This is a genomic window from Paenibacillus agaridevorans (assembly GCF_018604145.1).
Classification (GTDB): Bacteria; Bacillota; Bacilli; order Paenibacillales; family Paenibacillaceae; genus Pristimantibacillus; species Pristimantibacillus agaridevorans.
Window position 1 is genome coordinate 3,403,889 of sequence record NZ_CP075889.1, and the last position, 15,615, is coordinate 3,419,503.

General features: G+C 50.6%; 10 protein-coding genes and 1 pseudogene. 2 read left to right on the forward strand and 9 right to left on the reverse strand.

What is annotated here, in order from left to right; all coding sequences use genetic code 11:
* Positions 1 to 48 precede the first annotated feature (48 nt).
* From KJW29_RS14470 to KJW29_RS36775, 6 genes and pseudogenes are all read right to left on the reverse strand, one after another.
* Positions 49 to 1,176, reverse strand: coding sequence for a GntR family transcriptional regulator (locus KJW29_RS14470; RefSeq protein WP_214630308.1), 1,128 nt, complete (start codon positions 1,174 to 1,176; stop codon positions 49 to 51).
* An 86-nt stretch (positions 1,177 to 1,262) separates the two neighbouring features.
* Complete coding sequence (locus KJW29_RS14475; RefSeq protein WP_179215526.1) at positions 1,263 to 2,093, reverse strand: carbohydrate ABC transporter permease; 831 nt, start codon at positions 2,091 to 2,093, stop codon at positions 1,263 to 1,265.
* Between the two features lie 42 nt (positions 2,094 to 2,135).
* The gene (locus tag KJW29_RS14480) at positions 2,136 to 3,029 is read right to left on the reverse strand and encodes a carbohydrate ABC transporter permease (protein ID WP_179215525.1); all 894 of its coding nucleotides are present in this window, start codon (positions 3,027 to 3,029) and stop codon (positions 2,136 to 2,138) included.
* A gap of 88 nt (positions 3,030 to 3,117) precedes the next feature.
* Positions 3,118 to 4,671: an ABC transporter substrate-binding protein gene (locus KJW29_RS14485; protein WP_214630309.1), complete on the reverse strand. Its 1,554-nt coding sequence runs from the start codon at positions 4,669 to 4,671 to the stop codon at positions 3,118 to 3,120.
* 57 nt (positions 4,672 to 4,728) lie between these two features.
* The gene (locus tag KJW29_RS36770; protein WP_397374747.1) at positions 4,729 to 5,301 is read right to left on the reverse strand and encodes a right-handed parallel beta-helix repeat-containing protein; all 573 of its coding nucleotides are present in this window, start codon (positions 5,299 to 5,301) and stop codon (positions 4,729 to 4,731) included.
* Positions 5,302 to 5,502: 201 nt separating this feature from the next.
* Positions 5,503 to 6,042 (reverse strand): annotated as a pseudogene (locus tag KJW29_RS36775) (glycosyl hydrolase family 28-related protein); the annotation flags it as partial.
* Positions 6,043 to 6,388: 346 nt separating this feature from the next.
* Between KJW29_RS36775 and KJW29_RS14495 the strand changes: the two are divergent.
* A complete protein-coding gene (locus KJW29_RS14495; RefSeq protein ID WP_214630311.1) occupies positions 6,389 to 10,504 on the forward strand; it encodes a glycoside hydrolase family 2 protein in 4,116 nt (1,371 codons plus the stop codon).
* Positions 10,505 to 10,598: 94 nt separating this feature from the next.
* Here the strand turns inward: KJW29_RS14495 and KJW29_RS14500 are convergent, their stop codons facing one another.
* From KJW29_RS14500 to KJW29_RS14510, 3 genes are read right to left on the reverse strand one after another with little or no spacing between them, the layout of a single operon-like run.
* Positions 10,599 to 11,435 carry a sugar ABC transporter permease gene (locus tag KJW29_RS14500; protein ID WP_108992791.1) on the reverse strand — a complete coding sequence of 279 codons (837 nt, stop codon included), beginning with the start codon at positions 11,433 to 11,435 and terminating at the stop codon, positions 10,599 to 10,601.
* A complete protein-coding gene (locus KJW29_RS14505) occupies positions 11,432 to 12,739 on the reverse strand; it encodes a carbohydrate ABC transporter permease (protein WP_214630312.1) in 1,308 nt (435 codons plus the stop codon). The genes KJW29_RS14500 and KJW29_RS14505 overlap by 4 nt, the downstream gene beginning before the upstream one ends.
* Positions 12,740 to 12,758: 19 nt before the next feature.
* Complete coding sequence (locus tag KJW29_RS14510; protein ID WP_343222807.1) at positions 12,759 to 14,123, reverse strand: sugar ABC transporter substrate-binding protein; 1,365 nt, start codon at positions 14,121 to 14,123, stop codon at positions 12,759 to 12,761.
* Positions 14,124 to 14,529: 406 nt separating this feature from the next.
* Between KJW29_RS14510 and KJW29_RS14515 the strand changes: the two genes are divergently transcribed.
* Complete coding sequence (locus KJW29_RS14515) at positions 14,530 to 15,546, forward strand: LacI family DNA-binding transcriptional regulator (RefSeq protein ID WP_214630313.1); 1,017 nt, start codon at positions 14,530 to 14,532, stop codon at positions 15,544 to 15,546.
* Positions 15,547 to 15,615 lie beyond the last annotated feature (69 nt).

Below are 15,615 nucleotides of genomic sequence, written 5' to 3' on the forward strand. Positions count from 1 at the left end.
ATCGCCGGCTGCACCGCATTGCAATTCATGCAATGCGGCACCGCCTCTTTATTTCGCCTTGCCCGTCGACTTGCGGACGACCAGCTTTGTGTTAAGCATCACATGCTCCAGCGGCAGCTCGTTATCCTCGATATGCCGAATGAGCATTTCGCCGGCCTGTTCGCCTAACCGCTTGCGGAACTGCTTGACCGAGCTGAGCGGAATCGACACATGATCCAGCATGGGAGAATCATCGAAGCCGATCAGACTGACATCTTCCGGTATTGCCACACCGCGCTTAGGCAGTTCCTTCATTACGTCAATCGCAATTTCGTCATTGATGGCAAACACGGCCGTTACATGGTCCGCAGGAGATTGGATCTGCTCCATGAGCCGTTTAGTGATCGACGCCATATTTGCCGGAATGTAGTCTTCCATAACCAGCTCCCGGCGCAGCGGAATCCGGTGATCGCTCAACGCTTCGCAGTAACCTCTATACCGTTCGTGCACCGATGAGGCGTAGTCGATTTTGAGCGACAAAAACGCGATATTGCGATGCCCTTGCTCGATCAGATAGGAAACCGCTTGGTAAGCCCCGTCAAAGTTGTCGGAAGTGACCAGATTCGTTCGCAGCGTCCGGATCGTGCGGTCGATAACGACGAACGGAAAACGCCGTTCGTTCAGCCGCTTCAACTCCTCTTGCTCATGATTGCTGGATAATGGCAAAAGGAGAAAACCGGCGAATTGGCCGCTCGAAGCCGCAGCGATCAGACTTTGCTCCTGCTCCTCGCTCTCATCGCTGAAAAAGATAGACACGTCGTATCCGTGCTCGGCAAGCACCCGCTGTGCTCCCAGCAATATTTCCATACAGGTGGTATACCCGTACTGATGGTGCTGGACATCTGCAAAAATCACGGCAACCCTGCGTGCCGCATCGGGTACGGTGTGCTCGGCGCCCGCGCCAGCCAGACGATCGTTAGGAGACGCCACGAAGCTGCCTTTGCCCCGCGTCCGATAAATATACCCTTCCATCTCCAGCTCGCGGATGGCGCGGTTGGACGTAATCCGGCTGACACCGAACTTTTCCGACAACATAAACTCTGTCGGTATCTGATCATGCGGCCTAAATTCGCCCTGATTAATTTTCTGAACGATGTACTGCTTAATTTGTGAATACTTAGGTGATTCCGATTCCATGTTTACTCCTTTGAAAACACATTTCGTATTTGACATTACAAATCGTGAGTTCAGTTTAACCAGAACGAATACGTTTGTCAATGGAATCAGCCTTTGACGGAACCGGAGCTAAGCCCTTCGATAAAGTATTTCATCGTAAACAAGAAGACTGCCATGAGCGGCAGCGAAGCGACCGTGTATGCGGCATACATCTGCGTTCGTTTGACGTCGTATCCGCTGCTGATATTGGCAATGCCCAGCGGCAGCGTCCAGTAGGTTTGGTCGCTAATGGTTACAAGCGGCCAAATATAGGAATTCCATGAGCCGAGCAGCGTCAGAATAGAGATGGTCATGACCATCGGAATCGCCAACGGCAGCACGATTCGCAGCAAAATGCTTCCTTCGGTCGCTCCGTCAATTCTTGCCGCCTCTAGCAGCTCCTTCGATATTTGCTCGAAGAAGGCGCGCAGAAGAAAGATGGCCATGACCTGTCCGCCGGCGATTCCGGGGATAATCAGCGCTAGCGGAGAATTCAGCAGACCGAGCTTCTGCACGATAATGAATGAAGGAATGAAGGTCAGAATGCCCGGAATCATCATAAGAGAGATGACGCCGATATACAGCATTTCTTTCCCTGGAAAGCGGAACCGGGCGAAAATATAGGCAGAAATGACGCCGACAAGCAGCGTACCCGCCACGGTAAACAGGCCAATATAGATACTGTTCCAAATGTAGGGCGAGACAGCCTTCCACCCGAATTCGTAATTTTCCCAGGCAAGATTTTTCCACTCCGGCAGCCAGTAATTGATCGTCATCTGCGCTTCTGTCTTGAACGAATTCATGACCATGAAAAAGAGACCGTAAAGCGAGAAAGCCATCATCGCGCTCAACGCAATATAGCGGAGCGCTTCAAACACGAGCCATCTGCGGTTCTGCACCGCATTCCCTCCCCTGCATGTTCGGTTGTTGTCGTTCGGCATTTATGCGTCTACACGATTATAGCGATTATTAATGTAGGTAAAGCCAATAATGAGCAAGAACAGCACGATGCCGATTGCAGAAGCGTAGCCGACGCGCCCATAGCTAAAGGCATTGTTGTACAGCATAAGCCCCGGCACATTCGTAATGCCGTACGGACCGCCTTGCGTAATGATCAGGATGCTCTCATACGATTGGATGCTGCCGATGATGGTCAAAATGATCAGCAGCCTAAGCTGTGGCAGAATTAAGGGAATTTCGATATTCCACATTCGCCGCCAGGCTGATACGCCATCGACGCGCCCCGCGTCATATAATTCCTTGGAGATATTGATCAGGCCTGCTAACAAGATTAATGTACCGACGCCGTTTACCCACGGAAATCCGATAAAAATGAGAGCTCCAATGACCGTATCCTCATTTCCCAGCCAGCTTGTCGCAAATTGTCCCATTCCGATTACTTTTAACAGCTCGTTGATCATCCCCGTTTCGCTCAAAAAGCTTTTCCACAAAAGCAGCCCGACCATGCTCGGGACAACCGCCGGAACGACGAGCAGGACGCGAAAAATGTACTTCGCCCGCTCGCTGCGCAGGTGGTGGATCATGAGCGCCACAAACAAAGGGACGCTGACCGCCTTGACTACGTCAGCCACTGCAAAAACCGCCATCACCTTTAGCGCGGGGTAAAACTCGGCATCGTTTGTCAGCAGTTCAACGAAATTGGCGAGCCAGACGAACTTGCTGTGATTGACGCCGTTCGAATCGAGCAGCGAAGTGTAAAACGAATTAAAAAACGGATAATACGAGAATATGGCGAGCAGGCCGAATGATGGAAGCAAGCCGGCATAAAGCCATTTGTTCTTGAACAACGCGCGAAAATTGATTTTCGAAGCCAAAATTCCACCCATCTCCTCCGGCATTTGGAGTGAACAGCAGGACCAGCCCCGCAGACATGCAAGGGCTAGCCCGCTCTCCCCTTGTTCCTTATTTCAACTCGCTATCGATCAGAGCCTGGTCCACCTCGCTTTGGAGCAGCTTTAATTGACGCTCAATACCCGCTCCAAACGATTTGCTGCGCTGGGCCGCAAATTCGTCCAGCGTTATTTTGTCAGTCAAATATTTTTGCCATTGCCCCCAGAACTCATCCTGATCCTTCTGATCGGCGAAAAACGTCAGGTTGAGATCGGCATATTTGCGTTCAGGCGAAAGCATCTCCGCACCTTCCATTGGAGGGACGCCTGCAATCGCGGCTATATCTGCTACGAAGCGTTTGCCGCTGTCCGGATTTTTTAATTGGAACAGCTCGGACGCCATTTTCGGGCTCGTCAGAAAACGTAGGAAATCAATCGCAATGTTGGTCGTGTTTGCATCGTCCGACTTCTTGACCATGAATCCGTTACGTAGTCCCGACAGTTCATTTGACTCGCCTTTGTCAAAAAAAGCACCGTTCTCAGCTCCAACCTTAGGGAACGGAATGACGCCCCAGCGGAAAGTTTGATCCTCCTTGCCATCGGCCTTGAGCGATTCCATATGCATGTTGATATTGCCGACGAACCAGGTTCCGTTATAGAACTGGGCATTTTTGGCGGTCAGGAACCGCTGCGGCACTTCCGAGCCCCCGATGGCCATAAAGTCTTTGTTCATATAGGGGGTCATCTCTTTGAACAGCTGGAAGAGGGAACGCAGCTTCTCCGATTTGGCCGGGTCGAGAATGCCCTTCTTGTAGCCGATCCACAGCTCGTCGATTGTAATCGCTTCGCCGACCGTCGAAGCCGGGTCGTTCGGATCGTAGCTCCACCCTTCCTTATGCTTGAGATTAAGCACCTCGTAATCCGAGCGGAAAGCGGCGTTCATCCAGTTGCCGATGGCCCACAAGCTTTGAGCGTCGTCCGGTTTAATCGCCAAGCCCCAAGGCAAGAAATCCGCGTCCGCCAACTGCTGGTTCACCTGCTTCCATTCGTTCCATGTCGCTGGAGGCTGCGCAACTCCGGCCTTTTCATACATTTCCTGGTTATAGAACAGCCCCAGGCTAAATATGGACCATGGCACCATGTTCGATCGTCCCGCCCCATCTCGCGTCATATCGATGTAGGGGGCGACAAAATCGTCCTTCCACGGTTTCTCCGTATCCGAGTACGGATTCGGAGTATTTAGATAGTCGTCGAGCGAAATGATCGAGTCCTGCGCCCGGAACGTATTCGCCTCCTCCGTAAACATGACGTCCGGTGCGCTGCCTCCAACCAGAGTCGTTTTCAGAAACGTTTCGTAACCTTCCCAAGGCTTGATCTGATAATCGACCGTCACATCGGGCTGTACCTTCTTGTATTCTTCGATTGCCTTTTCCAGCAGCGCCGTTTGCTCAGCCATTTTGTTAGAAAGGACGATCCTGCCCTTAAGCTTGCCCGAAGCATCGGGATTGTCCGTAGGCGTGTTGATTGTCGGACTGTTGCCTTCGTTGCTGCAAGCAGATAAACCGACCATAGCCGCCAAAAGGCTGATCATAATCGTGCTTTTCGTTTTCGAAGCGATAAATTTCATTTACTCTTCCCCCTTAAACAAATATACCACTAAGTATTAAGCGCTTACATTATGCGTTTACAAATTATCTTTAACGATCGCATTTTTACCAGCGGCGGCCGCATGCACGCCAGCTTCCGGCGACACGTTGCCGGTAATGGTGTAATAATCGGTATTGCCGCTGACATGAATGCCATATCGATCGAGACTGCCAAACACCCGATTGTCCGAGACGATGACATAATCTCCTCCTGTAATCTCCACGCTATCGCAAGCACAGCCGGAATTGACGTTTTCTTCGATTGTATTGCCTTGAATAATGACGTTGAATCCAGCAGAGAGTATGGCCTGCTTGCGCTGATCGCCAATTCTGTTGTTGGCGATCGTCACTTTTTGCGTTGTGTCCTCGATGACAATCCCGGCGCGGTCGTTCTTGTCGTTGCGATTGCCCGCTCCGATCCACGAATCGGATACGGTGACCCGCTGCGAGCCTTCACCGATATAGATTTGTTCTTCGAGCGCATTTTCAATGATCGAATTGCTGATGTAACGGGCGAAGCCTTTGCCAATGCTGACAATGCCCTTCTTGTAAGGCGCGCCGTTAATGACGGTCGTTTCGTTGATGTTGATACCGTTCGCATTGCCCGTCATCAAGATACCGACATGGGTCGGCTCTACGAATGTCGTATTGACTTTATAGTCCGCGCCTGACCAAAAAACGATATTTGCCCCGGGAAACGTCGATACCGGCTGCATGCTTCCGGAATACATGACATACGAATTCACAATATTCGTAAATTGGTTCGGAAACCCGTCCCCGCCCTTCTCGCCCACTCCGATGCCGTAGGCTGCATTATAGACGATGACGCCATCCAAAGTAGTGAAACGCGCACGCTCAACATGAATACCGTACGAGATCCGTCCCTCGATATCCGGATCAGGCGGCACGGCTCGGTCAATCGTCAGATTCGTTACTTTGTTATGCGTCGTATGCATCATTTCATTATCGTTGCCGATTTTAATGACCGTACCCTCGCTCTTATCCATAAAAATGACCGAAGCCTTGCCAGCCCCCCGCAGCTCTACATTATTGCCTGATAGAAGCAGCGTTGACGAGACTTTGTATTTGCCGGCAGGGAAAAAGACGATTCCCCCTCCCGCGCTCTGCACATAGTCGATGACGCTGCGAATCGCCTCTGTGTCGTCCGTCGTTCCGTCGCCCTTGGCGCCATGCATCTGAACGTTGTAGACCCCCTCCTTCTCCATGAAGCCCGAAGAAACGTTCTGTCCGCCCCACTGACTCCACAGAACAAAAAAAGCGATTGCTGCAGCTGACAACAACAACAAGGGCAAAAAAATGAGCTTCGCTCTATTTGTCTTTACAAATGGCATATAACCCCCCTCTTGCCTGTATATTTCAGCCAGTAAGTTTAAAGTTTTGGCCAGAAATCAATAACTTCACTGTCCGATATGATTAAAATTAGCACGGTCTATTTGTAATGTCAACAATAATTTGTCATGATATTTATGATTGACTCCTCCTAATTTAACATGATATATTCCACACGTAACCAGTTGTATTTTTTAAAAACGGGAGGTGAGGGAGCACCGTTCTCGCATTCAGTCATAATGGGCCTGACATGATCTATCTATCCTAAAGGAGGAACACAGTGTGAGGAGTTTACGGCTTGTCCTGCCAATCCTTTGTTTTACGATCATAGTAATGGGAGCGCTTGCAATGAAAAAAGCTGAAGCTTTTACCGACAAGGTCAGTCTAAACGGGACCTGGCAGATCTACCCGGATATAGAAAATGATATTCGCATCATCAAGTACGATTCTGGCGTTCGCGACACATCAACGGTAATTGGACAATATTCGCCGAATGGAAAAACTTATATCGAACGCATGGTATTGAATATTCCCGACAAAAACGATGTCCAATACGCTAAAATCATGGCTCAAATTCATGTGGGCAGCAATCTTACCCGTAAAACAGGCGAAACCTGTTACTGCTTAAAGGTGAATGTTAATGATGGCCAATGGCAGCATGTAGATCTTCGCAAGTATATGGACAACAAGACACATTGGATCGAAATTCCCGTAAATCATACCGATCTGCTCGATGGCGATAACGCCGTCACTTTCGATTCTAGCATTGTTAGCGGCAGTAATATGGGAGATGATTCGCTGGACTTATTGGCAACAATCCCTGGCGGCACAACCCATTTTGCATGGTACAGCCATGACGGCGTCAACTTTATGCAAAACAGCGATCGACATTGGAATGTCCGCCTGCAATATTCGAAGCTTGATCATGCAGTCTGGCAAAATATTGCCGTTCCTTCGGCATGGGAAACAAGTCTGTCCTTTTCCGGTGTCAAAAAAAATTTTGTAAAAGTAAAACTAAATGACAACGAGTGGGTATCCGCCGATATATCCAATCTGCAGGATAACGGCAACCATTGGATCGAAATCCCCGTTCCGATCAGTTATCTAAAGGCGGGCAATAACTCGATCATTCTTGATTCGACAATCGACAACCCCGGAAACATGCAAACGAATACGCTAGATTTATTCGCCAGCGGCAACGCTCCATCGGGAAACAGCTACTGGTCGAATGATTTAACGAATTGGACAGCCGCAACGGATCGCAACTTTAATATTCGGCTCATGACCTACAATACCTCGCTGGGAGCTTGGGAAGAGTCCAAATACGATAATGGAGGAACGGACCATACGGTCGTTATCGGCCATTATAATCCAAACGGATTAAACTATTACGAACGTACGGATCATCATATCGGAAGCCTGTCCAACCTGTCCGCCGCGAAAGTCCGAATTTACGCTCACGTAGGCAGTACAATCGATTCCGTTTACCAAGACCCCAAACGATTCGACGGAGTAGGCTGGTACAAGACGAATATTTCGATCCCTTCGCTTGCATCCGATGAAATCAAGTGGCTGCAGTTCGATGCTGCCGACTATAAGCTGGAGGCATGGTTGAACGGCAAGTTCATCGGTTCTCACGAAGGCGGTTATGTGCCGTTTAAATTCGACATCAGCTCGATGAACAACATCGTTAATGCAGGCGGAACAAACACGCTGATCGTTCGAGTAACCGATCAATTTGATTCGCGATTAAACTCCGGTACCGGGACAATTCCCGTTAAAGAGACGAATGCCGGCTTTCTTCAGGATACAATTGCTATTAATTACGGCGGAATTTGGCAAGACGTCAACTTAAGCACCTCCAAAAACATCTATATAGAAAATGTATTTATGAATCCCGATATCGATAATAATCGTGCAGAAGTGCGACTGAGCGTGCACAACAAGAGCAACATCTCAAGATCATTAACGTTTCATTCTGATATTGCGCCCCGCGTTGGGGGTGGCACTTCCTATTCAGGTTCGAGCTCCGTAACGCTGGACGCGCACGGGATGGCCGACATCAGCTTTTATGTAAATATGCCGTCCTTCGAGCTTTGGTCAACATCCACCCCCCATCTCTATACTTCCACCGTATCGGTGAAAGAAGGGACGTCCGTGCTCGATGCCGAAACCGTAGACTTTGGGATGCGAAAAATAAGCGTATCAGGCAAAAAAATTCAACTGAATAATGAAAACATCTTCCTTACCGGCATGCTTCACTGGGGACTTTATTGGGACACGCTTGCAGAGGCGCCTTCTGTCTCGCAAGTACAAAAAGAAATCACCGATCTAAAGAACGCAGGATTCAATACCATCAAATACACCCTGACGGTGCCGCCAAAGTATGTTCTTGATGAAATGGACCGGCAAGGCATGCTTGTCTACATTGAATATCCAATCTGGCATCCAGTCGAGTCGGATGACTTCTTCTCCCGATCACGCAGCAATATAACCGAAATGGTGATAAAAGATCGTAACCATCCGAGCGTCATCATGAGCGACTTCAATTGCGAAATGATAACCTTCTCGCCAGAGATGGACTCGTTAATGTTCGATTTATACAACATGGGCAAGTCGCTGGCTCCTAACCGGCTATTTCTGGACAACAGTTCGGGAGGGATGACGAAATACGGCGATTTCTACGCGACCCACCCCTACTATCAACTAAACAAATTCAAAGAAATTATCGATGTTTGGGCAAATGCCAGGGCTAGCGGCGGCGTTGATAAACCCCTTATTCTGGGCGAATATGCCGATACCGATACCATTCGTAATACGACCGCGATCAAGAACGCCAACGGCGGGACATTGCCTTGGTGGTGGACGATGTTCGGAACGAATGATCCCGAGACGATTTTGCAAAACCAAGGCTTCAGTCTCGCGCAAATCAATGCGTTTAGATCGTCTTCCATCGCAAATGCGCAAATGTCCAAGAAGCATTATATCGAAGCATCAAAAATGAATAGCAGAGTAGCCGGATTGTTCGTTACACACATTCGCGATATCGCGCAAACCCAAGCCGGTTTTTATGACGATAACGGTGATCTCAAGTTCGACTCGGCTGAATTAACAAAATCGACAAACCCGACGGCGTTGCTGCTTGATCGGCAGACACTCAACGTGTGGGGAGGTTCTTCATTTACCGTTGCCCCGAAGCTGTCGCATTACGACGGAACCGCAATTACGAATGGCTCAGTCACTTGGAAGCTGAAAGCAGACGGGACGATCATTTCGTCCGGAACGAGCCAGAACGGTGTAACGCTTGCAAACGGCGATGTATACGACTTGAATGCTATTACATTTACCACACCGGACGACGCAAGCTCGTATAAATATTCGCTTCAAGTGACGCTAACCGCCAATGGCGGAGATTATATCGTTACGAACGACTGGCCGGTCTGGGTATATTCGAATACACCTTTATCTAACCCGAATAAATCGGTTCAGGTTTACGACCCTGCCAATAAGTTAGATCTGATCACTCGTTATCCCTGGATGACGGCTTGGGCTAACGACAATCCGGATCTACTCATTACGACAGATTGGAGCGCGACTATCGACAGCTATTTGAACAACGGCGGGAAAGTGCTTTATGTCGGTCACGGCGCCGGACCAGTCGCATCACAATCAGGCACATTTAACATCGGTGCGTATGCCTTTGTTCCGAATGAGCATCCAATACTGGGACAATTCCCTCATGAAGGCTTCGGCAACCAGCAGTTTCTCGATTTGGCAACCGACTATTCGTTAGATTACAAAGGTTTTTATGGCGGGACGAATCTTGCAGCTCATCAACCTATCATTGCGAGAATGGATTTACGCGGCTATTCCGTAAGCTCCTACTTATCAAAATTCAATGTTGGCAGCGGCACGCTGCTTCAGACGACACTGCGCCTCGACAGCCTTGCGGCAGGCGGCGACCTGACCGGCGATCTCATTACGGATCATGACGCTAGGGAAAACGTGGCAGGAAAATATCTGCTGGATCAATTGCTGAAATATGAGTTAGGTTTAGTCGTAAGCGGCAACAAAGCGCCTGCAGCCAACAAATTGGAAACCTCTTCGGCCGATCCGACGTTAAATGGCGCCCTTGCAATCGACGGCGTCAAACATATTTGGGGAGCCGGAGAATGGGCATCTAATGGCGAGGAGCGTCCATGGATTAAATTGACTTGGAACTCTGGCATTACAATTGGATCCGTCAAATTATATGATCGTTCTAATCCGTATGATAACATCCAGTCCGGTACGCTGACCTTCAGTGATGGATCGAGCATCGCTGTCGGAGCGCTCGATAACGCCGGGGCTCCGATTACAGTGTCCTTTCCCGCAAAAAGCGGCATTACATGGATGAAGTTCCAAGTCGATTCGTCCAACCCCGGCTGGCTTAACAACGGCTTGTCTGAAATCGAAGTTTTTTAGAGAATCGCCAGGAGGAATCTTCTCGCACAAGAAGAATCCGCCAAACACCAATAAACACGCCGGATTCGGCGTGTTTATCTCTTTAAGACGTTTTTTATCCCTTGGACGCCCCGGCCGTCAGCCCTTCCACCAGGAAGCGCTGCAAGAACATGAACAACATGGTGACCGGAATGGCCACCAGCACGGCTCCGGCTGCAAACAATGTGAATTCCGTTGAATTGCGTTGGCTTACCATCCGATAGAGACCGACGGCCAGCGTCCGCTGCTCCTCCGTGCGGAGCACGAGATCCGCGAATATGAAATCCACGAAGCTGCCGTTAAAGATCATGAGGCTCGCATACGTCAGCATCGGCCTGGACAGCGGAATCATAATGGAGAAAAACAATCGCATATGGCTGGCGCCGTCTATCCGCGCCGCATCCTCCAGGCTTCTGGGAATCGTGTCGAAGAAGCCCTTGGCCACGAACACGTTCGTGATGATCGCCCCGCTGCTGTAGACAAGCACCAAAGCCCAATGGGAGTTCAACAAGCCCACGGTATTAAGCAGCACATAGATGGCAATCATCGCCATAAATCCCGGGAACATCTGCAGAACGAGCAGCGTGGTGAGCGTTGTCTTCCTGCCCGCGAACCGATAACGCGAGATCGCGTAAGAGGATAGCAACAGCAGAAATGTGCCGAGCACCGTCGATAGCGCCGCTACTTTAAGGGTATTCAGAAACCACAGCGGATAACTGGTATTTTGGAATAAATTTATATAATGTTCGAAGGTAAAACTTTTAGGTATGAAGGTGTCGCTGAACAAGCTGTTGCCGACCTTAAGCGAGGACATGACAATCCAGAGCGCCGGGAACAGGCTGATGCAGCTGAGAATAATCAGAATCACATAGCTTAACGATAATTTGGCGACAGCGGCCGGTCCTCTGTTCATGCGATCATGTCCTCCTCTTTGTAGGATCGCGTCCGCCTATAGCTCCAGATGGAGAAGGAAGCCACCAGCAGGAAAATAACAATGCCGATTACCGAGGCGAAGCTGTATTGCGACTGGTTGAGCGCCAGCTTATAAAGCCAAGTGACGAGCAGATCGGTATGGCCGGCATACTGATAATTGGAATTGACCGGATCGCCGCTAGTCAGCAGGTAAATGACGTTGAAGCTGTTGATATTGCCCGCGAACTGCATAATTACGATCGGCGCCGTCGCAAACAGCACCATCGGCAACGTAATCATACGGAATTTCTGCACGGAACCCGCGCCATCCACCTCGGCTGCTTCGTACATATCCTTGGGAATCGTAGTCAGCACGCCAATCGCCAGGATCATCGTGACCGGAATGCCCAGCCACATATTGGCGAGTATCACCGTAACCTTGGCCCAAAACGGGTCCGTCAGCCACGGGATCCCCTCCAAACCGATCGCCCGCAGATAACCGTTAATGGGACCGAACTGATTGTTGAACATATTGCGCATGACCAGCAGCGAGATCATGCTCGGAATCGCGAACGGCACAATAAGAACGGTACGCCACAGCTTCTTGAAGCGGATGCCCGGCTGTTGAATAAGGACGGCAACCAGCACGCCGCCGACATAGGTCGTGAACGTAGCGATTACGGCCCATGTCAATGTCCAGGTGAGCACGCCGCCGAAGGTCGAGCTCCATACCTTGAGATTCACCATTTTCACGAAATTGTCAAAGCCCACCCAATCAACAAGATTGGCAGGCGGGAGAATAGGATCCGCATAGTTGGTAAAGGCAAGCAGAACGGAAAAAATAATCGGCAGGATCGTCAGGAACAAGATGGCAACGGCCGGCAAGGCAAGCACCATATAGGCAAAGTGCTTGCGATTAATCTCTCTAAGGGATTCTATGAAGTGATGGGGCCGCTCGCCTTGGTCGCGCGACCGCCCGACCAGCCAGGCGTCCCTGATATTCAGTCCATACAGGAACAGATACAAGATCAGCGCAAGCAAGGCGACCAATCCGTCGATCATCATGAAGATGGAGTGATCCCCCTCCACCATTTTGGTCAGCTTGCCTACCTTGACCATCGCGCTCGGCTGAACGCCGAGCGTGATGAGGCCGCGCAGATAATCTTGCAGGTATTGAAGCATGCTGTATATGCCCGCTGCATGGATGAACAGAAACAGCAGCCCTTTTAAATATTGGCGGTTATACAGCTGCCCCGCACCCATAAACAGGATGGATAGAAGGACTGCGATTGTTTTTTTCTGCATGCCACAACCCACCTGTCATTTATTTCGAGGCGATATCCGCCTTAATCGTCGTTACCATCTGATCCAAAGTCTGCTTTGCATCCAGCCCGGCATCGTCCCATAGGGAGATAAACGCCGCCTTCAGCGGATCCCACACCGAGTTGATTTGGGAGATTGACGGCATGGGAACGGAATTCTGGAACTGTTGGAAGAAGCCGCTTGTAATGGGATCATTTTTGATTGCCGGGTCTTCGCCCGCTTCGATATTCGCCGGAATGGCGCCTGTCATCTCGAAATTTTTGAGCTGGTTTTCCTTGCTGCTGGCGAAGTTCGCGAACAGCCGGGCAGCGATTGGATAATTCGAATACGAATTGACGTAATAGGATTTCACGCCCGAGAATGACAGGGATGGCTGACCGTCAGGAGTTTGAGGCAGCGGGGCCACGCCGAAGTTCACCTTGTCCTTGAAGGCCGCCACAGACCACGGACCATCAATATTCAGGGCCAGCTTGCCTTCCTGGAACAGCTGGGTCTTTACGTCATACGTTACGTCGCCGGCATTCATCGGCAAAATGTCGCGAAGGCTCTGCAGGTAAGTGAAGCCCTTGACTGCTCCTTCGTTGTTCAGCCCGATATCATTGGGGTTCATATTGTCATCCCCGAAAATATAGCCGCCGAAGCTGCCGATGAACGGGTAAGAGTAGTAACCTACGAACTCCCACATAATCGCGTACTTGTTCTGCTTCGGATCATTATGGGTATTGGCGAAAGCGATCACGTCATCCCAGGACTGCGGAGCCTCGGGCAGCAGATCCTTATTATAGAACATGCCGTAAGTCTCCACCGACTTGGGATAGCCGTATAAGATGCCATCATAGGTGGATGCGGTAACGGCAGCCTCTACCATGTTGGCGCGCGTCTCTTCTTCGAACAGATCATTGGGCAGCAGCAGCCCCGCCGTAACCGCCAAACCGATCTGGTCATGAGGGAGCGTCAGTACATCGGCTGCCAGCTTGGATGGCCCGTCTGTCGCCAGACGTCCGCCCTGATCGCCGCCTGCAACCTCTTCTACCGTAACCGGAACACCGAATTGCTCTTCGAAGGCGGCACCGACTTGCTGCATGTACGCCAGCTGTTCCTTGGCTTCCCATACGACCAGCTTCGCTCCCTCCTCCGGCGCAATCTCCTCTTCTTCGTTGCCGCCTGTTTCCTCCGGCGTCCCGCTATTTACGCCGGTATTGCCCGGCGAAGCCGTTCCAGCCCCATTGCCGCCTCCGTTGTTGCTGCAGGCCGCCATCATCACCGCCAATGCCAGGCCCATCAGAAGCATTCCCCATGATGTTTTCCTTGCTCTCTTCGCTCCGTTCATTGCAATCGCCCCTTCTTCCGTCAGAATAAATAGCATGGTTCATTGCTTCATCCTGCTTGCCCACCGTTGTCATTCGATCATTTGCGCAAACGCTATACCACCTGTCCATATAAGGCCATGCATGCAAAAAAAGAGTACAAACCCGCTGCACAAGGTGCCGAGGTTGTACCCTTCCAGGTAACATTGCCTTTAAATTATGGTGAATCAGTTGGTAAATCGTTGGCTCGCATTCATCATACAGCAATCGTAAAAGCGTTTGCAATTCGCTTATTCCCTTAAATTCGCTCATAAAATGGAAGAAACCTTCCAAATCCTTTTTATTCCTCTTCTATACTTGCTCTATCGGCCGTTTTCATCTTTCCGTTGCTGTTTTTCTTCTCCTAAGCTATGATTAGGAATCAACAGGTGAGCAAGCGCTTGCACAAAGGGACGGGAGGCTCTCATGAGGGTTACAATCAAAGATGTTGCCAATAAAGCGCAGGTATCCCCTTCGACTGTTTCGCGCGTCATTGCGGGCAATGGAAGGATCGGAAAAGATACCATTCAACGGGTCAGGCAGGTACTCGACGAGCTCGGCTATCATCCCCACCATGCCGCCCAAGGGCTGGCCAAGCGCACAACCTGCACGCTTGGCATCATTCTGCCGCGGACACCGGATGATGTATTCAGCAATTTCTTTTTTCCCGAGCTGATCCGCGGCATCTCCACGCGCGCCTCCCGCTCCGGCTTCGATATTCTGATGGCCACCGGTTCCCTGGCGCAGGAAGAACGGGAGAGCCTTACCCGAATGGTTCGAGGAGGCCGGGTGGATGGCGTCGTGCTGCTCAGCTCGCGACTGGAGGATCCCCTGATCAGGCTGCTGGAAGAGGAGCAATTCCCCTATGTTCTTATTGGACGAAATGACTATTCCGCAAGCACGCTCTCCGTGGATACGGATAATATCCGGGCCGCCTATGAACTGACACAGCATCTGATCGCCCAAGGCAACCAGCGCATCGGATTCGTTGCCGGACCAGCCAATATGATCGTCAACCGGGACAGGCTGGAAGGTTACCGCAAGGCGATGGAGGAGGCCCGTTATCCTGTGCAGGACGAGTGGATCATCGACGGCGAGCTGCTTCAGCAGAGCGGATTCCGCGCGATTTCCATGCTGATGGAGCTGGAGGACCGGCCGACGGCGCTTGTCGTGATCGACGATGGGGTCTGCTTCGGCGTGCTGCGCGGGCTGGGCGAGCTGGGTTACCATGTTCCGCGGGATATCAGCCTGGCTGCCTTCAACAACATCGCTTTATCCGAGCTCTCCACCCCTTCCCTGACCAGCATTGATATCGGCACCTATCAGCTCGGCTATACGGCCGCACATCAGCTGTTGCTGCTGCTCGCGGGAGAGGAAAAGGCCAAATCGCGCTTCATCATCCCCCACCGCCTGGTGGTTCGGGAATCTTCGCTTCGCAAATGAAAATGTTATTGTGTTGGCAAAGACGTTATGGTATGATTTAGAAAATTTAAAGGCAATGAAACTTTCGGG